Source organism: Paraburkholderia sp. PREW-6R, assembly GCF_039621805.1.
Classification (GTDB): domain Bacteria; phylum Pseudomonadota; class Gammaproteobacteria; order Burkholderiales; family Burkholderiaceae; genus Paraburkholderia.
This window is the reverse complement of sequence record NZ_CP155073.1, coordinates 3,119,187-3,137,655: the sequence shown is the minus strand read 5'-3', so window position 1 is coordinate 3,137,655 and position 18,469 is coordinate 3,119,187. Positions and strand designations below refer to the sequence as shown.

The following is an 18,469-nucleotide window of genomic DNA, read 5'->3' as shown; positions in this document are numbered from 1 at the left end:
ACTTTTTGAAAGAAGAGAAACATGGCTAAAGGTAAATTCGAACGGACCAAGCCGCACGTGAACGTCGGCACGATCGGTCACGTTGACCACGGCAAGACCACGCTGACGGCAGCGATCACGACGGTTCTGACGCAGAAGTTTGGCGGCGAAGCGAAGGCATACGACCAGATCGACGCGGCGCCGGAAGAAAAGGCACGTGGTATCACGATCAACACGGCACACGTCGAGTACGAAACGGCTAACCGCCACTACGCACACGTCGACTGCCCGGGCCACGCTGACTATGTGAAGAACATGATCACGGGCGCAGCGCAGATGGACGGCGCGATTCTGGTGTGCTCGGCCGCAGACGGCCCGATGCCGCAAACGCGTGAGCACATCCTGCTGGCGCGTCAGGTCGGTGTGCCGTACATCATCGTGTTCCTGAACAAGTGCGACATGGTGGACGACGCTGAGCTGCTGGAGCTGGTCGAGATGGAAGTGCGCGAGCTTCTGTCGAAGTACGACTTCCCGGGCGACGACACGCCAATCATCAAGGGTTCGGCGAAGCTGGCGCTGGAAGGCGACAAGGGCGAGCTGGGCGAAGTGGCGATCATGAACCTGGCCGACGCACTGGACACGTACATTCCGACGCCGGAGCGCGCAGTGGACGGCGCATTCCTGATGCCGGTGGAAGACGTGTTCTCGATCTCGGGTCGCGGCACGGTGGTGACGGGTCGCGTTGAGCGCGGCGTGGTCAAGGTCGGCGAGGAAATCGAAATTGTCGGTATCAAGCCGACGGTGAAGACGACCTGCACGGGCGTGGAAATGTTCCGCAAGCTGCTCGACCAGGGTCAGGCGGGCGATAACGTAGGTATCCTGCTGCGCGGCACGAAGCGTGAAGACGTGGAGCGTGGCCAGGTGCTGGCCAAGCCGGGTACGATCAACCCGCACACGCACTTCACCGCTGAGGTGTACGTGCTGAGCAAGGACGAAGGCGGCCGTCACACGCCGTTCTTCAACAACTACCGTCCGCAGTTCTACTTCCGTACGACGGACGTGACGGGCTCGATCGAGCTGCCGAAGGACAAGGAAATGGTCATGCCAGGCGACAACGTGTCGATCACGGTGAAGCTGATCAACCCGATCGCGATGGAAGAAGGCCTGCGCTTCGCCATCCGTGAAGGTGGCCGTACGGTCGGCGCTGGTGTGGTTGCAAAGATCCTCGAGTAAAATCGCGGATTGACGCTTTTGTTGTAAGTGGTGCCCGGAGCCGGGCGCCCGCCCTCAGTGGGTTCCCGGCTCTACGCTCTTTTACTGTCTGGCGGCGCAATGCTGCCTCGCTCTTTCCAAGGAATTGTCATGCAGAACCAGAAAATCCGCATTCGCCTGAAGGCTTTCGACTATCGCTTGATCGACCAATCGGCGGCTGAAATCGTCGACACGGCAAAGCGGACTGGCGCAATCGTTCGTGGTCCGGTGCCCCTGCCGACCCGCATTCAACGTTTCGACATCCTGCGTTCGCCGCACGTGAACAAGACGTCGCGCGACCAGCTCGAAATCCGTACGCACCAACGCCTGATGGACATCGTCGATCCGACGGACAAGACCGTCGACGCGCTGATGAAGCTGGATTTGCCGGCTGGTGTGGACGTGGAAATCAAGCTGCAATAAGGCTCTCAAGGCTGCCTGGCTTGCCCGGCAGCGCTAAGTCATTGATTGCTTGCGGAAAACGGAAGGCCTCGCTATAATAGTGGGCTTTTCGCGCATTTGCGCAAAAAAGTCGGTGCGCTGGAGTGTCACTTTTTCTAAAGCGCACGCCCGAAACGGCACCGGCATTTTGTAAATTAGCCCCGACCAATCGCAGTCGGGAATGGAGAAAACGATGAGCCTTGGACTCGTAGGTCGCAAGGTTGGCATGACCCGTATCTTCACGGCAGAAGGGGATTCGATTCCCGTTACCGTGCTGGACGTGTCCGACAACCGCGTGACGCAGATCAAGACTGTTGAAACCGACGGCTACACGGCCGTGCAGGTTGCATTCGGTACGCGCCGTGCATCGCGCGTGACGAAGCCTTTGGCCGGTCATCTCGCCAAAGCCGGCGTTCAGGCCGGTGAAATCCTCAAAGAATTCCAGATCGATGCTGCCAAAGCCGCCGAGTTGTCGAACGGCGCTGTGGTCGGTCCCGATCTGTTCGAAGTAGGCCAAAAGGTCGACGTGCAAGGCGTGTCGATTGGTAAGGGCTACGCCGGTACCATCAAGCGTTATAACTTCGCATCTGGCCGTGCATCGCACGGTAACTCGCGCTCGCACAATGTGCCGGGCTCGATCGGTATGGCGCAGGATCCGGGTCGTGTTTTCCCGGGTAAGCGCATGACCGGTCACATGGGTGACGAAACGGTAACGGTGCAAAACCTCGAAATCGCTCGTATCGACGCTGACCGCAAGCTGTTGCTGGTCAAGGGCGCCGTTCCGGGTGCGAAGGGTGGCAAGGTATTCGTTACGCCGGCCGTGAAAACGCGTGCCGTGAAAGGAGCGAAATAATGGAACTTAAGCTCCTGAATGCCAATGGTCAGGAAGGTGCAGGCGTTAGCGCGTCGGACGTCGTGTTCGGCCGCGATTACAACGAAGCCCTGATTCACCAGGTGGTGGTCGCGTATCAAGCGAATGCCCGCAGCGGCAACCGCGCGCAGAAGGACCGTGAGCAAGTCAAGCACACGACCAAGAAGCCGTGGCGCCAGAAGGGTACGGGCCGCGCCCGTGCCGGTATGTCGTCGAGCCCGTTGTGGCGCGGCGGTGGCCGGATCTTCCCGAATTCGCCGGAAGAAAACTTTTCGCACAAGGTCAACAAGAAGATGCATCGCGCAGGTCTCTGCTCGATCTTCTCGCAGCTGGCCCGCGAAGGCCGCATTTCGGTGGTCGACGAGCTGACGCTCGAAGCGCCGAAGACGAAGCTGCTGGCCGAAAAATTCAAGGCGATGGGTCTCGAGTCCGTGCTGGTGATTACCGACACGGTTGACGAAAACCTGTACCTCGCGTCGCGCAACCTCGCCCATGTGGCAGTTGTCGAGCCGCGTTACGCCGACCCGCTGTCGCTGATCTACTTCAAGAAGATCCTGATCACGAAGGCTGCGGTCGCCCAGATCGAGGAGTTGCTGTCATGAGCGAGATTCGCAAGAACGATCATCGTTTGATGCAGGTCCTGCTCGCGCCGGTGATCTCCGAAAAGGCGACGCTGGTGGCCGACAAACACGAACAGGTTGTGTTCGAAGTCGCGCCCGATGCCACGAAGCAGGAAGTGAAAGCTGCAGTCGAGCTGCTGTTCAAGGTGGAAGTCAATTCCGTCAACGTGCTGGTCTCGAAGGGCAAAGCCAAGCGCTTTGGTCGCTTCATGGGCAAGCGCAAGGACGTGAAGAAGGCGTACGTCTGCCTGAAGCCCGGCCAAGAAATCAACTTTGAAGCGGAGGCCAAGTAATCATGGCAATCGTTAAAGTTAAGCCGACTTCGCCGGGCCGCCGTGCGATGGTCAAGGTGGTCAACAAGGATCTGCATAAGGGCAAGCCGTTCGCAGCGCTGCTCGACTCGCAATCCTCGACCGCCGGCCGTAATAACAACGGTCACATCACTACCCGTCATAAGGGCGGTGGTCACAAGCATCACTATCGTGTCGTCGATTTCCGTCGCACGAAGGATGGCATTCCGGCCAAGGTCGAACGTCTCGAGTACGATCCTAACCGTAGCGCGAACATCGCGCTGGTTCTGTACGCAGACGGCGAGCGCCGCTACATCATTGCTCCGAAAGGTATTACCGTCGGCCAGCAACTGATGTCGGGTTCGGAAGCGCCGATCCGCGCAGGTAACACGCTGCCGATCCGCAATATTCCGGTCGGTACGACGATCCACTGCATCGAAATGCTGCCGGGCAAGGGCGCGCAAATGGCGCGTTCGGCCGGTACGTCGGCGATGTTGCTGGCTCGTGAAGGCATCTACGCACAGGTCCGCCTGCGCTCCGGTGAAATCCGCCGCGTTCACGTTGAGTGCCGCGCGACGATCGGTGAAGTTGGCAACGAAGAGCATAGCCTCCGTCAAATCGGTAAGGCTGGCGCAAACCGCTGGCGCGGTATCCGCCCGACGGTGCGCGGCGTTGCAATGAACCCGGTCGATCACCCGCACGGTGGTGGTGAAGGCAAGACGGCTGCAGGTCGCGATCCGGTGAGCCCGTGGGGCACGCCTGCTAAGGGTTATCGCACCCGCAGCAACAAGCGCACGACGAGCATGATCGTCCAGCGCCGTCACAAGCGTTAAGGAGTAGGCAATGGCACGTTCTGTAAAAAAAGGTCCGTTCTGCGACGCCCATTTGCTGAAGAAAGTTGAGGCGGCAGCAGCTTCGCGGGATAAGAAGCCGATCAAAACCTGGTCGCGTCGCTCGACGATCCTCCCGGATTTCATCGGTCTGACGATCGCCGTTCACAACGGCCGTCAACACGTTCCGGTGTATATCTCGGAAAACATGGTCGGCCACAAGCTTGGCGAGTTTGCATTGACCCGTACGTTCAAGGGTCACGCAGCCGACAAGAAGGCTAAGAAATAAGGGGCTCATGATGGAAGTGAAAGCAATTCATCGCGGTGCCCGCATCTCGGCGCAGAAAACGCGCCTTGTGGCTGACCAGATCCGCGGTTTGCCGGTCGACAAGGCGCTGAACGTTCTGACGTTCTCGCCGAAGAAGGCTGCGGGAATCGTGAAAAAGGTCGTGCTGTCGGCGATCGCGAATGCGGAGCACAACGAAGGCGCCGATATCGATGAGCTCAAGATCACGAGCATCTACATCGACAAGGCTGCGTCGCTCAAGCGTTTCACCGCGCGCGCTAAAGGCCGCGGTAACCGCATCGAGAAGCAATCCTGTCACATCACTGTGACGGTCGGGAATTAAGGGGTCATACGATGGGACAGAAAATTCATCCGACTGGCTTCCGTTTGGCCGTCAGCCGCAATTGGGCGTCGCGTTGGTACGCGAACAACAACAATTTCGCGGCGATGTTGCAGGAAGACATCGGTGTTCGTGAATACCTGAAGAAGAAGCTGAAGAACGCTTCGGTTGGCCGCGTCGTTATCGAGCGTCCGGCGAAAAACGCGCGCATCACGATTTATAGCTCGCGTCCAGGTGTGGTGATCGGTAAGAAGGGTGAAGACATTGAACTGCTGAAGTCCGAGCTGCAAAAGCGCATGGGCGTTCCAGTTCACGTCAACATCGAAGAAATCCGCAAGCCGGAAACCGACGCGCAACTGATCGCCGATTCGATCACGCAGCAGCTCGAGCGCCGGATTATGTTCCGCCGCGCGATGAAGCGTGCGATGCAAAATGCAATGCGTCTGGGTGCTCAGGGCATCAAGATCATGAGCGCTGGCCGCCTGAACGGTATCGAAATCGCTCGTACGGAATGGTATCGCGAAGGTCGCGTGCCGCTTCATACGCTGCGTGCTGACATCGACTACGCAACTTCGGAAGCGAAGACGACGTACGGCATCATCGGCGTGAAGGTGTGGGTCTACAAGGGCGATACGCTCGGCCGCAACGACGCACCGGTGGTGGAAGAAGTCGCCGAAGAAAAGCGTCCGCGCCGTAACGCACGTCCGGGTGGCGATCGCCGTCCGCGTCGCGATGGTGAAGGTGGTGGCCCGGCAGGTGCACGCCGTGGCGCTCCCCGTCGCACGGGTGGTGCTGGTGGCGCCGGCGGTGACGGCAAGACTGGAGAATAACGATGCTGCAACCGAAACGCAGAAAGTATCGCAAAGAGCAGAAGGGTCGTAACACCGGTATCGCTACCCGCGGCAACGCAGTGTCGTTCGGTGAATTCGGCCTGAAGGCTATCGGTCGTGGTCGTTTGACCGCGCGCCAGATTGAAGCGGCGCGTCGTGCAATGACGCGTCACATCAAGCGTGGTGGCCGCATCTGGATCCGCATTTTCCCGGACAAGCCGATTTCGCATAAGCCGGCTGAAGTACGGATGGGTAACGGTAAAGGTAACCCTGAGTACTACGTCGCAGAGATTCAACCGGGCAAGATGCTGTACGAAATGGACGGCGTAACCGAAGAGCTGGCACGCGAAGCGTTCCGTCTGGCTGCAGCTAAGCTGCCGCTGAAGACGACGTTTATCGTGCGTCAGCTCGGCGCCTAAGGAGCAAATGATGAAGGCTTCCGAACTTCACCAGAAAGATCAGGCCGCGCTCAACAAGGAGCTGTCGGACCTGCTGAAGGCGCAATTCGGCCTGCGCATGCAACTCGCGACCCAGCAGCTCACGAATACGAGCCAGCTGAAGAAGGTTCGTCGCGACATCGCACGTGTGCGGACCGTCCTGACTGAGAAGGCGAACCAGAAATGAACGATAGCGTAAAAACCTCGCTCAAGCGGACGCTGGTCGGCAAGGTCGTCAGCAACAAGATGGACAAGACGGTCACCGTGCTGGTTGAGCACCGCGTGAAGCACCCGATTTACGGCAAGTACGTTGTGCGCTCGAAGAAGTACCACGCGCACGACGACGCGAACACGTACAACGAGGGTGATCTCGTTGAAATCCAGGAAACTCGTCCGATTTCGAAGACGAAGGCTTGGGTTGTGGCTCGGCTGGTCGAGGCTGCTCGCGTCATCTGACGCCGCAAAGTAGTAGAAGTTGTTGAAATCGCAGTAGATTTCGCTTGCAAGACCGAGATTATCAGTTATAATCTCGGTCTTCCCTCTTTTATGGGAGCCCCGTCGCGGGCGAAGTTGGTGGGGGAAGCGGATCGGGCGCCAGCCTGTTCCGAAGGATTCACCGGATTGCGATGGCGGGTTTCGTTTGCCGTCGCTGCTGTTCATACCCAAGCAGCCGATTGGCTGACGGGACCAAGACTGACCGGGTACGCCATGGTGGTGTGACCGGATTAAGTTGGGAAAGATAAACCATGATCCAGACCGAAACTCGGCTTGAAGTGGCCGACAACACGGGTGCGCGTGAAGTCATGTGCATCAAGGTGCTCGGCGGCTCGAAGCGTCGTTATGCCAGCATTGGCGACATCATCAAGGTGACCGTCAAAGAAGCAACGCCGCGCGGGCGCGTGAAGAAAGGCGAAATTTACAACGCCGTGGTGGTTCGCACCGCCAAGGGCGTGCGTCGTCAGGACGGTTCGCTGATCAAGTTCGACGGCAACGCCGCAGTGTTGTTGAATGCCAAGCTCGAACCTATTGGCACCCGTATTTTCGGGCCCGTCACGCGCGAACTGCGCAGCGAACGATTCATGAAGATCGTTTCGTTGGCGCCTGAAGTGCTGTAAGGAGTCGCGATGAACAAGATTCGCAAAGGTGACGAAGTTATCGTCATCACCGGCAAAGATAAAGGCAAGCGCGGTGTCGTGCTGTCCGTTGGCGAAGGCAAAGTGACTGTCGAGGGCATCAACCTCGTCAAGAAGCACGTCAAGCCGAACCCAATGAAGGGTACGACGGGCGGTGTGGAAGCCAAGACGATGCCGCTGCAAATTTCGAACGTCGCACTGGTCGACGCGAATGGCAAGGCGTCGCGTGTAGGCATCAAGGTCGAGGGAGACAAGAAAGTCCGTTTCCTTAAGACGACCGGTGCCGTGCTGAGCGCCTGACGCTGCGGAGTAAAAAAATGGCTCGTTTGCAAGAGTTTTACAAAGAGAAGGTTGTACCCGGCCTCATCGAGAAGTTCGGTTACAAGTCTGTGATGGAAGTGCCGCGTATCACCAAGATCACCCTGAACATGGGCCTTGGCGAAGCGGTTGCTGACAAGAAGATCATCGAAAACGCCGTTGGCGACCTGACGAAAATTGCTGGCCAGAAGCCGGTGATCACGAAGGCGCGCAAGGCAATCGCTGGCTTCAAGATCCGTCAGGGCTATCCGATCGGTGCAATGGTCACGTTGCGTGGTCAGGCAATGTACGAATTTCTGGACCGTTTCGTGACGGTTGCGCTCCCCCGTGTGCGCGACTTCCGTGGCGTGTCGGGTCGTGCGTTTGACGGTCGCGGCAACTACAACATCGGTGTGAAAGAGCAGATCATTTTCCCCGAAATCGATTACGACAAGATCGACGCATTGCGTGGGCTAAACATCAGCATCACGACGACTGCGAAGACCGACGACGAAGCAAAGGCTCTGCTCGCCAGCTTCAAGTTCCCGTTCAGAAACTGAGGTTACCGTGGCTAAACTGGCACTGATCGAACGTGAAAAGAAGCGTGCTCGCCTGGCCGCCAAGTACGCTCCCAAGCGTGCTGAACTGAAGGCGATCATTAGCGATATGAGCAAGTCGGACGAAGAGCACTACGCAGCACGTCTGGAATTGCAACAACTGCCGCGCAACTCTAATCCGACCCGTAAGCGCAACCGTTGCGCAATTACCGGTCGCCCGCGCGGCACGTTCCGTAAATTCGGGCTGGCGCGTAACAAGATTCGCGAAATCGCGTTCCGCGGCGAGATCCCTGGCCTGACCAAGGCGAGCTGGTAATAGGAGAAACATAAATGAGCATGAGTGATCCTATCGCCGATATGCTGACTCGCATCCGCAACGCGCAGATGGTTGAGAAGGTTTCGGTGACAATGCCCTCGTCGAAAGTCAAGGTTGCGATTGCGCAGGTCCTGAAGGACGAAGGCTATATCGATGATTTCGCAGTGAAGTCCGAAGGTGCGAAGTCTGAATTGAACATCGTGTTGAAGTACTACGCCGGCCGTCCGGTCATCGAACGCATTGAGCGCGTGTCGAAGCCTGGTCTGCGTGTGTACCGCGGCCGTAACGACATCCCCGTGGTCATGAATGGCCTCGGCGTGGCAATCGTGTCGACGCCCAAGGGCGTGATGACGGACCGCAAGGCGCGCGCAACGGGCGTTGGCGGCGAAGTCATCTGCTACGTCGCTTAAGGCCGAAAGGAGAGAAACATGTCTCGAGTAGGTAAAAGCCCGGTCGCGCTGCAAGGCGCAGAAGTGGCCCTGAGCGACGATCGCATTACCGTCAAGGGCCCGCTGGGTACGATTACGCAGGCGGCTAACCGCCTCGTGAAAGTGGTGAACGACAACGGCACGCTGAATTTCGAGCCGGTTGACGAAAGCCGCGAAGCGAATGCGATGTCGGGCACGATGCGCGCACTGGTTGCGAACATGGTGAACGGCGTGACGAAGGGTTTCGAGCGCAAGCTGACGCTGGTTGGCGTCGGTTACCGCGCACAGGCGCAAGGCGACAAGCTGAATCTGTCGCTGGGTTTCTCGCACCCCGTGGTGCACCAGATGCCGGAAGGCGTCAAGGCAGAAACCCCGTCGCAAACCGAAATCGTGATCAAGGGGATCGACAAGCAGAAAGTTGGCCAGGTCGCTGCAGAAGTGCGCGGCTATCGCCCGCCGGAGCCCTACAAGGGCAAAGGTGTGCGCTACGCCAACGAGGTCGTGATCCTCAAAGAAACGAAGAAGAAGTAAGGGTGCGCAATCATGGATAAGACTCAATCTCGCCTGCGCCGCGCTCGTCAGACGCGTATCAAGATCGCTGAGCTGCAGGTCGCGCGTCTCGCCGTGCATCGCACGAACACGCACATCTATGCGCAAGTGTTCTCGCCGTGCGGCACCAAGGTGCTCGCCAGCGCGTCGACGCTCGAGGCCGAAGTGCGTGCGCAACTGGCTGATCAGACCGGCAAGGGCGGCAACGTCGCTGCTGCGACCCTGATCGGTAAGCGCATTGCAGAAAAGGCTAAGGCTGCCGGCATCGAATCCGTCGCCTTCGACCGTTCGGGTTTCCGTTACCACGGCCGCGTGAAAGCGCTGGCTGATGCGGCGCGCGAAGCCGGACTCAAGTTCTAAGGGAAGAATTCGTCATGGCAAAGATGCAAGCGAAAGTTCAGGCTGACGAACGCGACGACGGCCTGCGCGAAAAGATGATTTCGGTCAACCGCGTGACCAAGGTTGTGAAGGGCGGCCGGATTCTCGGTTTTGCCGCACTGACCGTGGTCGGCGACGGCGATGGCCGCGTCGGTATGGGCAAGGGCAAGGCGAAGGAAGTGCCGGTCGCTGTTCAGAAGGCGATGGAACAAGCCCGCCGCAACATGTTCAAGGTGCCGCTTAAGAACGGTACTCTGCAACACGAAGTGCACGGTAAGCACGGCGCGTCGATGGTCCTCCTGGCTCCGGCCAAGGACGGTACCGGCGTGATCGCTGGCGGCCCGATGCGCGCAGTGTTCGACGTGATGGGCGTGCAGAACGTTGTGGCCAAGAGCCACGGTTCGACGAACCCGTACAACCTCGTTCGTGCAACGCTCGACGGTCTGCGCAAGCAGTCCACGCCGGGCGATATCGCGGCGAAGCGCGGCAAGTCCGTCGAAGATATTCTGGGCTAAGGTGGACACCATGTCTGATAAAACTGTCAAGGTCCAGCTCGTCAAGAGCCTGATCGGCACCCGTGAAACGCACCGTGCTACGGTGCGTGGCTTGGGCCTGCGCCGACTCAACTCGGTTAGCGAGTTGCAGGACACGCCGGCTGTGCGCGGCATGATCAACAAGGTTTCGTACCTCGTTAAGGTCATCAGCTAAGCGGCTGACCAGGACTCAAGGAGTTGATAATGGAATTGAATAACCTGAAGCCGGCTGAAGGCGCGAAGCACGCTAAGCGTCGCGTTGGTCGCGGCATTGGCTCTGGCCTCGGCAAGACCGCTGGCCGTGGTCACAAGGGTCAGAAGTCGCGTTCGGGCGGCTTTCACAAGGTTGGCTTCGAAGGCGGTCAAATGCCGCTGCAACGTCGCCTGCCGAAACGCGGCTTCACGTCGCTGACGAAGGAATTCGTTGGTGAAGTGCGTCTCTCGGATCTGGAAAAGCTGCCGGTCGACGAAATCGATCTGCTGGCTCTGAAGCAAGCCGGCCTGGTCGGCGAGTTGATCAAGAGCGCCAAGATCATCGCGACGGGCGAGCTCAAGCGCAAGATCGTTGTGAAGGGTCTGGGTGCGACGAAGGGTGCGCGCGCTGCTATTGAAGCAGCCGGCGGCTCCTTTGCCGAGTAACGCGCAAGTTCATTGCCGTCACTAGCATTTGCATCGGAGAAGGTACTTGGCTAACAGCCCGAGTCTCGCAAAACCCGGTCGCAGCGCGGCGAAGTTCGGCGATCTGCGTCGGCGAGCAGTGTTCCTGCTGCTGGCGTTGATCGTCTACCGTATCGGCGCGCACATTCCGGTGCCGGGTATCGACCCGGACCAGCTGGCGAAATTGTTTCAAAGCCAGTCGGGCGGCATCCTTGGCATGTTCAACATGTTCTCGGGTGGCGCACTTTCCCGGTTCACGATTTTCGCGCTTGGGATCATGCCGTACATTTCGGCGTCGATCATCATGCAGTTGCTGGCGATTGTTTCGCCGCAGCTGGAAGCGCTGAAGAAAGAGGGGCAGGCGGGTCAACGTAAGATTACGCAGTACACGCGTGTCTTCACGGTCCTGCTGGCAACGTTCCAGGCTTTCGGCATCGCCGTGGCTCTGGAAAATCAGCCGGCTCTCGTGATCGACCCGGGAATGGTGTTCCGTTTAACGACGGTCGTGACGCTGGTGACCGGCACGATGTTCCTGATGTGGCTGGGTGAGCAGATCACGGAGCGCGGGCTTGGCAACGGTATCTCGATCATCATTTTTGGCGGTATTGCGGCGGGTTTCCCGAACGCAATCGGTGGTCTTTTTGAACTGGTGCGAACCGGATCGATGAGCATCATCTCGGCGATTATCGTCGTCGCGCTGATTGCTGCTGTGACGTATCTGGTGGTGTTCATTGAACGCGGCCAGCGCAAGATTCTTGTGAACTACGCCAAGCGGCAAGTGGGTAACAAGATTTACGGCGGCCAGTCATCACATCTGCCGCTGAAGTTGAACATGTCGGGTGTGATTCCGCCGATCTTCGCGTCGTCGATCATTCTCTTCCCGGCAACTATCCTGAACTGGTTTAGTTCTGGATCGCGTACCAGCTGGTTCGCAGACACATTGCACAACGTGGCCGAAGCCCTCAAGCCCGGTCAGCCTGTGTACGTGTTGCTGTACGCGTTGGCGATCGTTTTCTTCTGCTTCTTCTACACCGCACTGGTGTTCAACAGCAGGGAAACGGCCGACAACCTGAAAAAGAGTGGCGCTTTCGTCCCGGGTATCCGCCCTGGCGATCAGACGGCGCGATATATCGACCGCATCCTCACGCGTCTGACGCTGGCCGGTGCGATCTACATCGTGTTTGTTTGTCTGCTGCCCGAATTTCTGGTGCTGCGCTGGAACGTGCCGTTTTATTTTGGTGGAACGTCGCTGCTGATCATTGTCGTCGTCACAATGGACTTCATGGCGCAGGTGCAGTCGTACGTTATGTCGCAACAGTATGAATCGCTGCTGAAGAAAGCTAATTTCAAAGGCGGCGGCGTCCCGATGCGTTGAAAGGACTTATGGCCAAAGACGATGTTATCCAGATGCAGGGTGAAGTCATCGAAAACCTGCCTAACGCTACCTTCAGGGTGAAGCTGGAAAACGGCCATGTCGTATTGGGACACATATCCGGCAAGATGCGGATGCATTACATCCGAATCCTGCCGGGCGACAAGGTGACGGTTGAATTGACGCCTTACGATCTGTCGCGTGCGCGGATCGTGTTCCGGGCGAAGTGATTTGAAAAAAGGGTATTATCATGAAAGTGATGGCATCGGTTAAGCGCATTTGCCGCAATTGCAAGATCATCAAGCGCAAAGGCGTTGTGCGCGTGATTTGCAGCTCTGATCCGCGCCACAAACAGCGTCAAGGCTGAACGCCGCGCTTTTGCTTGCGCTTTTTGTTTGAGGAAAAACAATGGCTCGTATCGCAGGGGTTAACATCCCGAATCACCAGCATACTGAAATCGGCCTGACGGCTATTTACGGTATCGGCCGCACGCGCTCGCGCGACATTTGCGTCGCTGCTGGTGTGGCATTTTCGAAGAAGGTCAAAGACCTGAACGACGCAGACCTCGAAAAGCTGCGTGAAGAAGTCGGCAAGTTCATCGTTGAAGGCGATCTGCGCCGTGAAACGACGATGAACATCAAGCGCCTGATGGATCTCGGCTGCTACCGTGGCGTTCGGCATCGTAAGGGCTTGCCCCTGCGCGGCCAGCGTACGCGTACGAATGCCCGTACGCGCAAGGGTCCGCGTCGTGCAGCGCAATCGCTGAAGAAGTAAGCGGAACTGACAGTTACAGGAAAACGTAATGGCTAAGGCTTCGAACAACTCCGCGGCGCAACGCGTTCGCAAGAAGGTCAAGAAGAACGTCGCCGAGGGCGTGGTTCACGTTCACGCGTCGTTCAACAACACCATCATCACGATCACCGATCGTCAAGGCAATGCACTTGCTTGGGCAACGTCGGGTGGTCAGGGCTTCAAGGGCTCGCGTAAATCGACTCCGTTTGCAGCTCAGGTGGCGGCCGAATCGGCTGGCCGCGTGGCGATGGAATACGGCGTGAAGAACCTCGAAGTGCGGATCAAGGGCCCCGGTCCTGGCCGTGAGTCGGCGGTGCGCGCGTTGCATGGTCTTGGTATCAAGATCACCGCGATCTCTGACGTGACCCCGGTCCCGCATAACGGCTGCCGTCCGCCGAAGCGTCGTCGTATCTAAGACGCTGTTTTCGCCAGCGCCTGTTTGCCGCCGGATGGTGTATCGGCGACAACAGGCCGCTTGCGTTATTGAATTGACTAAGCCCACCGTTCGACCCAAAGGGTTCGGACTAGCGCGGGTGCATACACTCGCGTGATCAATCAACGAAGGAATTAACGTGGCACGTTATATCGGCCCTAAGGCCAAGCTGTCCCGCCGTGAAGGCACTGACCTCTTCCTGAAGAGCGCCCGCCGTTCGCTCGCTGACAAGTGCAAGCTTGACAGCAAGCCGGGCCAACACGGCCGCACGTCGGGTGCGCGTACGTCCGACTACGGCACGCAGCTGCGCGAAAAGCAGAAAGTCAAGCGTATCTACGGCGTCCTCGAACGTCAATTCCGCCGTTACTTCGCTGAGGCCGACCGTCTCAAGGGCAACACGGGTGAGAACCTGCTGCAATTGCTCGAGTCGCGTCTGGACAACGTCGTGTATCGCATGGGCTTCGGCTCGACGCGCGCTGAAGCTCGTCAGCTGGTCAGCCACAAGGCGATCATGGTGAACGGCGTTGTGTCGAACATCCCGTCGATGCAAATTAAGGCAGGCGACGTCGTCGCAGTTCGCGAACAGTCGAAGAAGCAGGCGCGGATTCTCGAAGCGCTGTCGCTGGCTGAGCAAGGCGGTATGCCGAGCTGGGTTGCCGTCGATTCGAAGAAGTTCGAAGGTACGTTCAAGTCGAAGCCGGAACGCAGCGATATCGCTGGCGATATCAATGAAAGCCTGATCGTCGAATTGTATTCGCGGTAATCGGATTAACGGCCGGGGCGCCCTGATTGCGTTGTGCAAGGGGGTACCTCGGCTGTTTATTTTCAGGTTGTTACCGGTCAGCCTTATCGGTGTAACGAGCCGAGGGTATTGAAAAGGAAAACCTATGCAAACCAGTTTGTTGAAGCCCAAGATCATCGCAGTTGAATCGCTTGGCGAGAGCCATGCGAAAGTGGTCATGGAACCGTTTGAACGCGGTTACGGCCACACCTTGGGTAACGCGCTTCGGCGCGTACTGCTGTCGTCGATGATCGGCTACGCGCCGACCGAAGTGACGATCGCAGGCGTCGTGCATGAGTATTCGACGCTCGACGGTGTGCAAGAGGATGTGGTCAACCTGTTGTTGAACCTGAAGGGCGTGGTGTTCAAGCTGCATAACCGTGATGAAGTGACGGTTACGCTGCGCAAGGAAGGCGAAGGCGTCGTTACCGCTGGTGACATCGAACTCGCGCACGATTGCGAAGTGATCAATCCGGATCACGTGATTGCTCACCTGTCGAAGGGCGGTAAGCTCGACGTTCAGATCAAGGTTGAAAAAGGCCGCGGCTACGTGCCGGGCAACGTGCGTCGCTACGGCGAAGAATCGGCCAAGATCATCGGCCGTATCGTGCTGGACGCGTCGTTCTCGCCGGTTCGCCGTGTGAGCTACGCCGTGGAAAGCGCGCGTGTCGAACAGCGTACCGACCTCGACAAGCTTGTGATGAACATCGAAACCAACGGTGTGATTTCTCCGGAAGAAGCGATCCGTCAATCGGCGCGTATTCTGGTTGATCAACTGTCGGTGTTCGCGGCTCTGGAAGGCACCGAAGCAACGGCTGAAGCGCCGTCGCGCGCGCCGCAGATCGATCCGATCCTGCTGCGTCCGGTCGATGATCTCGAACTGACGGTCCGTTCCGCGAACTGCCTAAAGGCCGAGAACATTTACTACATCGGTGATCTGATCCAGCGCACGGAAAACGAACTGCTCAAGACCCCGAATCTGGGTCGCAAGTCGTTGAACGAAATCAAGGAAGTACTGGCGTCGCGCGGTTTGACGCTCGGCATGAAGCTCGAAAACTGGCCGCCGGCAGGTTTGGACAAGTAAGTCGAGCAGTCTACCGGGGCGAGAGCGCCGCTGCATTGGCAAAGACGCGGATTTTCCTTTAAAATCCGCGTCTTGTCTTTTTTCACTACCGGCCCGTGCACTCACACCTTCGGGTGAATCGAGCGCGATAGAAGAGCTGGACCAAAACTTTGAAATGAAGGAATTAACATGCGTCACCGTCATGGTTTGCGGAAACTGAACCGCACGAGCAGCCACCGTCTGGCAATGCTCCGTAATATGTCTAACTCGCTGATCGCGCACGAAGTCATCAAAACCACGCTGCCGAAGGCAAAAGAACTCCGTAAAGTCGTCGAGCCGCTGATCACGCTCGGCAAGAAGCCGTCGCTGGCAAATCGCCGTCTGGCGTTCAACCGCTTGCGCGATCGTGACTCGGTCACGAAGCTGTTCGAAGTGCTCGGCCCGCGTTACGCTACCCGTCCGGGCGGCTACCTGCGCGTGCTGAAGTTCGGTTTCCGCGTCGGCGACAACGCTCCGATGGCGCTGGTCGAATTGCTGGACCGTCCGGAAGTCGAAGAAACTGAAGTGCAAGAAGCTGAGTAAGCTTTTTAGCTTCAAAAAAAGCCAGGCAGAACGCCTGGCTTTTTTGTTTGTGGCGACGCATAAAGCAAGCACCCAGCGCGACCACATCAAAGCCCGGTATCACCCGTCGACGGCGGAAGCCGCCACCCAGGTGTTACGATATTGGCACCCGAATCGTGCCTTTTGCCGGAGCGTTTGTGAGCGTGAATGTGACCTTGATCTTGACCACGGTGCCCGATGCCGCCGTCGCTCAGAAGCTTGCGCAAGACGCTTTGGCCGCGCGCTTGTGCGCATGCGTCTCCCGTCTCGGTGTGGTCGAGTCCACTTATCACTGGCAAGGTGCGATTGAGGAAGCGCAGGAGATTCAACTGCTATTCAAGACAAGCGAGGCGCGGGCGCCCGAACTCGAGCAATTTATTCAAGCCCATCATCCGTATGACACGCCCGAAATCCTGTCGTGGCAGGCTAGCGCATCGACTGCGTATGGCCAGTGGATCACCGCTGAAACTCATCGTTCCCTCCATGTTTAACGGCCTTGACCGACGCGCGCGCTACGCGTTGCGCGCCGCTTTCCTCCTGATCAGCTGTCTGGTGCTCGCGCAGTTCACCACGCTTGCCCGAGCGGCGGACGATTTCCTCGATCCCAGCGTCGCTTTCAAATTCAGCGCCGCGGAAAAGCCGGGCGAAGTCGACGTCACCTACAAGATTGCGGACGGCTATTACATGTATCGCGAGCGCTTCGCGTTCGCGACCCGCAATGGCGCGGCGACGCTTGGTGAAGCGCAGTTGCCCGCTGGTCACGTCAAGTTCGACGAGACCTTCAATAAGAATGTCGAAACATATCGCAACGAGCTGACGATCCGCATACCGATCAAGCAGGCGTCCGGCCCGTTCGATCTGGCTGTGACATCGCAGGGCTGCGCCGACGCGGGTATCTGCTATCCGCCCATGGAGCGCGTCTACCGCGTGAGTGGCGCAGCGTTGCAGCCGGCCGGCAACTCGGGCGCGGCGACCGGCGCGGCGCAATCGGCACCGCAGCCTAACGCCGCGCCGTGGTACGAGCGCGCCACGAATGCCGACTACGCGCAGTCGCTGCTCCAGGGTGGTGGCTTTCTTGCGATCATCGGGCTCTATTTCGTGGCTGGCATGGTGCTGAGCCTGCTGCCTTGCTCGTATCCAATGATTCCGATCCTGTCGGCGATCATCATCGGCGAAGGCGCGCGCGTGACTCGAATGCGCGGGTTCTCGCTGTCGCTCGCCTACGTGGTTGGAATGGCGCTCGTGTACACGGCGCTCGGCATCGCAGCCGCGCTGGTCGGGCAGAGCCTCGGCGCCTGGCTGCAGAATCCCTGGGTGCTCGGCGCGTTCGGCGTTTTGCTGACGGCTTTCGCGATCACACTGATCGCTGGCGTCGACATCGCGCTGCCGCAGCGCTGGCAGCAGGGTGTGTCGCGGGCGTCGACCGGGCGCTCGGGCGGCAAATTTGCCGCCGTGGCCGCGATGGGCGCGTTGTCCGCGCTGGTCGTCGGCGCATGCATGACGGCACCGCTTTTCGCCGTGCTGGCGTTCATCGCGCACACCGGTGACGCCGTCCTCGGCGGCGCCGCGCTTTTCTCGATGGGGCTCGGGCTCGGCGTGCCGCTGCTGATCATCGGGCTCGGCGCCGGCACATTGCTGCCGCGGGCTGGCGCCTGGATGGACGGCGTAAAGGTGTTTTTCGGCGTCGTGTTGCTTGCTGCTGCGCTATGGATCGTGTGGCCCGTGCTCGGCGCCACCGCGACCATGCTTCTGAGCGCGCTTTGGCTGCTGGTCGCGGCGGCGTCGCTGGGCGTATTCTCGGCGCCCGTGGCGGGCGTGTCCGTGTGGCGCCGACTGAGCCGTGGGATCGGCGTGGGGTTCGCTGTATGGGCGGCGGTGTTGCTTGTCGGCCTCGCCGCGGGATCGAGCGATCCGCTGCGCCCGCTGGCGGTGCTGGCGGCGCGCGGGGCGAGTGGGGAAGCGGGGGATGTAACGGCCAGCGCCAGCCGCAACGGATCCGGTAAGCCCAATTCAGCCGCTCAGCGCGATCTGACCTTCGGGGCAGTTCGCTCATCGAGTGACCTCGACGAGGCCGTCAAAACGGCTGCACAGCCCGCTATGCTGGATTTTTATGCGGATTGGTGTGTGAGCTGCAAGGAGATGGAGAAATTCACGTTCAGTGATCCGCGCGTTCAGGCCAGGCTGAAGCAGATGAACCTGCTGCGCGCCGACGTCACCGCCAATAATCCGGACGATCAGACGCTCCTCAAGCGCTTCAGTCTGTTCGGGCCCCCGGGCATCATTTTTTTCGATCCGAGCGGCAAGGAGGTGCTGCGGGTCGTGGGCTATGAGTCGGCTGATACATTCCTTCACAGCCTGGATCGCGTGGCTACGCCCGGTGCCTAGCGTCGCCGCGGCGGGCAATT

Annotated in this window: 32 protein-coding genes; all 32 read left to right on the top strand. The window is 58.9% G+C overall.

The window, feature by feature from the left end:
• Positions 1 to 21: 21 nt before the first annotated feature.
• The 32 genes from tuf (at position 22) to dsbD (ending at position 18,449) form a co-directional block, all read left to right on the top strand.
• Positions 22 to 1,212, top strand: coding sequence for an elongation factor Tu (gene tuf, locus AAGS40_RS13890; protein ID WP_345812027.1), 1,191 nt, complete (start codon positions 22 to 24; stop codon positions 1,210 to 1,212).
• A 129-nt stretch (positions 1,213 to 1,341) separates the two neighbouring features.
• The gene (gene rpsJ / locus AAGS40_RS13885; protein WP_006998489.1) at positions 1,342 to 1,653 is read left to right on the top strand and encodes a 30S ribosomal protein S10; all 312 of its coding nucleotides are present in this window, start codon (positions 1,342 to 1,344) and stop codon (positions 1,651 to 1,653) included.
• A 211-nt stretch (positions 1,654 to 1,864) separates the two neighbouring features.
• Positions 1,865 to 2,524: a 50S ribosomal protein L3 gene (gene rplC, locus AAGS40_RS13880; RefSeq protein WP_013340741.1), complete on the top strand. Its 660-nt coding sequence runs from the start codon at positions 1,865 to 1,867 to the stop codon at positions 2,522 to 2,524.
• Positions 2,524 to 3,144 (top strand): 50S ribosomal protein L4, encoded by a 621-nt coding sequence (gene rplD / locus AAGS40_RS13875; RefSeq protein ID WP_106284140.1) that lies wholly within the window; start codon positions 2,524 to 2,526, stop codon positions 3,142 to 3,144. The genes rplC and rplD overlap by 1 nt, the downstream gene beginning before the upstream one ends.
• Positions 3,141 to 3,455, top strand: a complete 315-nt coding sequence (gene rplW, locus AAGS40_RS13870) for a 50S ribosomal protein L23 (RefSeq protein ID WP_345812026.1) — start codon at positions 3,141 to 3,143, stop codon at positions 3,453 to 3,455. Before rplD ends, rplW begins: the two co-directional genes overlap by 4 nt.
• A 2-nt stretch (positions 3,456 to 3,457) precedes the next feature.
• A complete protein-coding gene (rplB, locus tag AAGS40_RS13865) occupies positions 3,458 to 4,285 on the top strand; it encodes a 50S ribosomal protein L2 (protein WP_149672973.1) in 828 nt (275 codons plus the stop codon).
• Positions 4,286 to 4,295: 10 nt separating this feature from the next.
• Positions 4,296 to 4,571, top strand: a complete 276-nt coding sequence (gene rpsS, locus AAGS40_RS13860; protein ID WP_004199273.1) for a 30S ribosomal protein S19 — start codon at positions 4,296 to 4,298, stop codon at positions 4,569 to 4,571.
• A gap of 7 nt (positions 4,572 to 4,578) precedes the next feature.
• Entirely contained in the window at positions 4,579 to 4,911 is a 333-nt protein-coding gene (gene rplV / locus AAGS40_RS13855; RefSeq protein ID WP_007180133.1) for a 50S ribosomal protein L22, read from the top strand.
• An 11-nt stretch (positions 4,912 to 4,922) separates the two neighbouring features.
• On the top strand, positions 4,923 to 5,738 hold the full coding sequence (gene rpsC / locus AAGS40_RS13850; RefSeq protein WP_345812025.1) for a 30S ribosomal protein S3: 816 nt from the start codon (positions 4,923 to 4,925) through the stop codon (positions 5,736 to 5,738).
• A 2-nt stretch (positions 5,739 to 5,740) separates the two neighbouring features.
• Positions 5,741 to 6,157, top strand: coding sequence for a 50S ribosomal protein L16 (rplP, locus tag AAGS40_RS13845; RefSeq protein ID WP_007180131.1), 417 nt, complete (start codon positions 5,741 to 5,743; stop codon positions 6,155 to 6,157).
• A gap of 10 nt (positions 6,158 to 6,167) precedes the next feature.
• Positions 6,168 to 6,362 (top strand): 50S ribosomal protein L29, encoded by a 195-nt coding sequence (gene rpmC / locus AAGS40_RS13840; RefSeq protein ID WP_007180130.1) that lies wholly within the window; start codon positions 6,168 to 6,170, stop codon positions 6,360 to 6,362.
• Positions 6,359 to 6,631: a 30S ribosomal protein S17 gene (rpsQ, locus tag AAGS40_RS13835; protein ID WP_007180129.1), complete on the top strand. Its 273-nt coding sequence runs from the start codon at positions 6,359 to 6,361 to the stop codon at positions 6,629 to 6,631. Before rpmC ends, rpsQ begins: the two co-directional genes overlap by 4 nt.
• Positions 6,632 to 6,921: 290 nt before the next feature.
• Positions 6,922 to 7,290: a 50S ribosomal protein L14 gene (rplN, locus tag AAGS40_RS13830; RefSeq protein ID WP_006052212.1), complete on the top strand. Its 369-nt coding sequence runs from the start codon at positions 6,922 to 6,924 to the stop codon at positions 7,288 to 7,290.
• Positions 7,291 to 7,299: 9 nt separating this feature from the next.
• A complete protein-coding gene (gene rplX, locus AAGS40_RS13825) occupies positions 7,300 to 7,608 on the top strand; it encodes a 50S ribosomal protein L24 (protein ID WP_025601772.1) in 309 nt (102 codons plus the stop codon).
• 17 nt (positions 7,609 to 7,625) lie between these two features.
• The gene (gene rplE, locus AAGS40_RS13820; protein WP_006052214.1) at positions 7,626 to 8,165 is read left to right on the top strand and encodes a 50S ribosomal protein L5; all 540 of its coding nucleotides are present in this window, start codon (positions 7,626 to 7,628) and stop codon (positions 8,163 to 8,165) included.
• 7 nt (positions 8,166 to 8,172) lie between these two features.
• Positions 8,173 to 8,478 carry a 30S ribosomal protein S14 gene (gene rpsN, locus AAGS40_RS13815; RefSeq protein ID WP_013340737.1) on the top strand — a complete coding sequence of 102 codons (306 nt, stop codon included), beginning with the start codon at positions 8,173 to 8,175 and terminating at the stop codon, positions 8,476 to 8,478.
• A 14-nt stretch (positions 8,479 to 8,492) separates the two neighbouring features.
• On the top strand, positions 8,493 to 8,888 hold the full coding sequence (gene rpsH, locus AAGS40_RS13810; protein WP_006052216.1) for a 30S ribosomal protein S8: 396 nt from the start codon (positions 8,493 to 8,495) through the stop codon (positions 8,886 to 8,888).
• A gap of 18 nt (positions 8,889 to 8,906) precedes the next feature.
• Positions 8,907 to 9,437, top strand: coding sequence for a 50S ribosomal protein L6 (rplF, locus tag AAGS40_RS13805; protein WP_345812024.1), 531 nt, complete (start codon positions 8,907 to 8,909; stop codon positions 9,435 to 9,437).
• 12 nt (positions 9,438 to 9,449) lie between these two features.
• Complete coding sequence (gene rplR, locus AAGS40_RS13800) at positions 9,450 to 9,815, top strand: 50S ribosomal protein L18 (protein ID WP_006052218.1); 366 nt, start codon at positions 9,450 to 9,452, stop codon at positions 9,813 to 9,815.
• 14 nt (positions 9,816 to 9,829) lie between these two features.
• A complete protein-coding gene (gene rpsE / locus AAGS40_RS13795) occupies positions 9,830 to 10,348 on the top strand; it encodes a 30S ribosomal protein S5 (protein WP_006052219.1) in 519 nt (172 codons plus the stop codon).
• Between the two features lie 10 nt (positions 10,349 to 10,358).
• Entirely contained in the window at positions 10,359 to 10,541 is a 183-nt protein-coding gene (rpmD, locus tag AAGS40_RS13790) for a 50S ribosomal protein L30 (protein ID WP_007180126.1), read from the top strand.
• A 29-nt stretch (positions 10,542 to 10,570) separates the two neighbouring features.
• Positions 10,571 to 11,005 carry a 50S ribosomal protein L15 gene (rplO, locus tag AAGS40_RS13785; protein ID WP_020070585.1) on the top strand — a complete coding sequence of 145 codons (435 nt, stop codon included), beginning with the start codon at positions 10,571 to 10,573 and terminating at the stop codon, positions 11,003 to 11,005.
• Positions 11,006 to 11,051: 46 nt separating this feature from the next.
• On the top strand, positions 11,052 to 12,398 hold the full coding sequence (gene secY / locus AAGS40_RS13780; protein ID WP_345812023.1) for a preprotein translocase subunit SecY: 1,347 nt from the start codon (positions 11,052 to 11,054) through the stop codon (positions 12,396 to 12,398).
• A gap of 8 nt (positions 12,399 to 12,406) precedes the next feature.
• Positions 12,407 to 12,625, top strand: a complete 219-nt coding sequence (gene infA / locus AAGS40_RS13775; protein WP_004521905.1) for a translation initiation factor IF-1 — start codon at positions 12,407 to 12,409, stop codon at positions 12,623 to 12,625.
• Positions 12,626 to 12,645: 20 nt separating this feature from the next.
• Entirely contained in the window at positions 12,646 to 12,762 is a 117-nt protein-coding gene (gene rpmJ, locus AAGS40_RS13770) for a 50S ribosomal protein L36 (RefSeq protein ID WP_004199844.1), read from the top strand.
• 41 nt (positions 12,763 to 12,803) lie between these two features.
• Positions 12,804 to 13,169 (top strand): 30S ribosomal protein S13, encoded by a 366-nt coding sequence (gene rpsM / locus AAGS40_RS13765; protein WP_006052223.1) that lies wholly within the window; start codon positions 12,804 to 12,806, stop codon positions 13,167 to 13,169.
• A gap of 28 nt (positions 13,170 to 13,197) precedes the next feature.
• Positions 13,198 to 13,602, top strand: a complete 405-nt coding sequence (rpsK, locus tag AAGS40_RS13760; protein WP_006052224.1) for a 30S ribosomal protein S11 — start codon at positions 13,198 to 13,200, stop codon at positions 13,600 to 13,602.
• A gap of 157 nt (positions 13,603 to 13,759) precedes the next feature.
• Complete coding sequence (gene rpsD, locus AAGS40_RS13755) at positions 13,760 to 14,383, top strand: 30S ribosomal protein S4 (RefSeq protein WP_345812022.1); 624 nt, start codon at positions 13,760 to 13,762, stop codon at positions 14,381 to 14,383.
• 124 nt (positions 14,384 to 14,507) lie between these two features.
• Positions 14,508 to 15,485 carry a DNA-directed RNA polymerase subunit alpha gene (gene rpoA / locus AAGS40_RS13750; RefSeq protein WP_006052226.1) on the top strand — a complete coding sequence of 326 codons (978 nt, stop codon included), beginning with the start codon at positions 14,508 to 14,510 and terminating at the stop codon, positions 15,483 to 15,485.
• 168 nt (positions 15,486 to 15,653) lie between these two features.
• Positions 15,654 to 16,046, top strand: a complete 393-nt coding sequence (gene rplQ, locus AAGS40_RS13745) for a 50S ribosomal protein L17 (RefSeq protein ID WP_144110081.1) — start codon at positions 15,654 to 15,656, stop codon at positions 16,044 to 16,046.
• Between the two features lie 182 nt (positions 16,047 to 16,228).
• The gene (gene cutA / locus AAGS40_RS13740) at positions 16,229 to 16,555 is read left to right on the top strand and encodes a divalent-cation tolerance protein CutA (RefSeq protein WP_345812021.1); all 327 of its coding nucleotides are present in this window, start codon (positions 16,229 to 16,231) and stop codon (positions 16,553 to 16,555) included.
• Complete coding sequence (gene dsbD / locus AAGS40_RS13735) at positions 16,548 to 18,449, top strand: protein-disulfide reductase DsbD (protein WP_345812019.1); 1,902 nt, start codon at positions 16,548 to 16,550, stop codon at positions 18,447 to 18,449. The genes cutA and dsbD overlap by 8 nt, the downstream gene beginning before the upstream one ends.
• Positions 18,450 to 18,469 lie beyond the last annotated feature (20 nt).

Bases quoted from the DNA above. Each gene is read 5' to 3' on its own strand.
- tuf (WP_345812027.1), top strand. From the start codon at position 22: ATGGCTAAAGGTAAATTCGAACGGACCAAGCCGCACGTGAACGTCGGC.
- rpsJ (WP_006998489.1), top strand. From the start codon at position 1,342: ATGCAGAACCAGAAAATCCGCATTCGCCTGAAGGCTTTCGACTATCGC.
- rplC (WP_013340741.1), top strand. From the start codon at position 1,865: ATGAGCCTTGGACTCGTAGGTCGCAAGGTTGGCATGACCCGTATCTTC.
- rplD (WP_106284140.1), top strand. From the start codon at position 2,524: ATGGAACTTAAGCTCCTGAATGCCAATGGTCAGGAAGGTGCAGGCGTT.
- rplW (WP_345812026.1), top strand. From the start codon at position 3,141: ATGAGCGAGATTCGCAAGAACGATCATCGTTTGATGCAGGTCCTGCTC.
- rplB (WP_149672973.1), top strand. From the start codon at position 3,458: ATGGCAATCGTTAAAGTTAAGCCGACTTCGCCGGGCCGCCGTGCGATG.
- rpsS (WP_004199273.1), top strand. From the start codon at position 4,296: ATGGCACGTTCTGTAAAAAAAGGTCCGTTCTGCGACGCCCATTTGCTG.
- rplV (WP_007180133.1), top strand. From the start codon at position 4,579: ATGATGGAAGTGAAAGCAATTCATCGCGGTGCCCGCATCTCGGCGCAG.
- rpsC (WP_345812025.1), top strand. From the start codon at position 4,923: ATGGGACAGAAAATTCATCCGACTGGCTTCCGTTTGGCCGTCAGCCGC.
- rplP (WP_007180131.1), top strand. From the start codon at position 5,741: ATGCTGCAACCGAAACGCAGAAAGTATCGCAAAGAGCAGAAGGGTCGT.
- rpmC (WP_007180130.1), top strand. From the start codon at position 6,168: ATGAAGGCTTCCGAACTTCACCAGAAAGATCAGGCCGCGCTCAACAAG.
- rpsQ (WP_007180129.1), top strand. From the start codon at position 6,359: ATGAACGATAGCGTAAAAACCTCGCTCAAGCGGACGCTGGTCGGCAAG.
- rplN (WP_006052212.1), top strand. From the start codon at position 6,922: ATGATCCAGACCGAAACTCGGCTTGAAGTGGCCGACAACACGGGTGCG.
- rplX (WP_025601772.1), top strand. From the start codon at position 7,300: ATGAACAAGATTCGCAAAGGTGACGAAGTTATCGTCATCACCGGCAAA.
- rplE (WP_006052214.1), top strand. From the start codon at position 7,626: ATGGCTCGTTTGCAAGAGTTTTACAAAGAGAAGGTTGTACCCGGCCTC.
- rpsH (WP_006052216.1), top strand. From the start codon at position 8,493: ATGAGCATGAGTGATCCTATCGCCGATATGCTGACTCGCATCCGCAAC.
- rplF (WP_345812024.1), top strand. From the start codon at position 8,907: ATGTCTCGAGTAGGTAAAAGCCCGGTCGCGCTGCAAGGCGCAGAAGTG.
- rplR (WP_006052218.1), top strand. From the start codon at position 9,450: ATGGATAAGACTCAATCTCGCCTGCGCCGCGCTCGTCAGACGCGTATC.
- rpsE (WP_006052219.1), top strand. From the start codon at position 9,830: ATGGCAAAGATGCAAGCGAAAGTTCAGGCTGACGAACGCGACGACGGC.
- rpmD (WP_007180126.1), top strand. From the start codon at position 10,359: ATGTCTGATAAAACTGTCAAGGTCCAGCTCGTCAAGAGCCTGATCGGC.
- rplO (WP_020070585.1), top strand. From the start codon at position 10,571: ATGGAATTGAATAACCTGAAGCCGGCTGAAGGCGCGAAGCACGCTAAG.
- infA (WP_004521905.1), top strand. From the start codon at position 12,407: ATGGCCAAAGACGATGTTATCCAGATGCAGGGTGAAGTCATCGAAAAC.
- rpmJ (WP_004199844.1), top strand. From the start codon at position 12,646: ATGAAAGTGATGGCATCGGTTAAGCGCATTTGCCGCAATTGCAAGATC.
- rpsM (WP_006052223.1), top strand. From the start codon at position 12,804: ATGGCTCGTATCGCAGGGGTTAACATCCCGAATCACCAGCATACTGAA.
- rpsK (WP_006052224.1), top strand. From the start codon at position 13,198: ATGGCTAAGGCTTCGAACAACTCCGCGGCGCAACGCGTTCGCAAGAAG.
- rpoA (WP_006052226.1), top strand. From the start codon at position 14,508: ATGCAAACCAGTTTGTTGAAGCCCAAGATCATCGCAGTTGAATCGCTT.
- rplQ (WP_144110081.1), top strand. From the start codon at position 15,654: ATGCGTCACCGTCATGGTTTGCGGAAACTGAACCGCACGAGCAGCCAC.
- dsbD (WP_345812019.1), top strand. From the start codon at position 16,548: ATGTTTAACGGCCTTGACCGACGCGCGCGCTACGCGTTGCGCGCCGCT.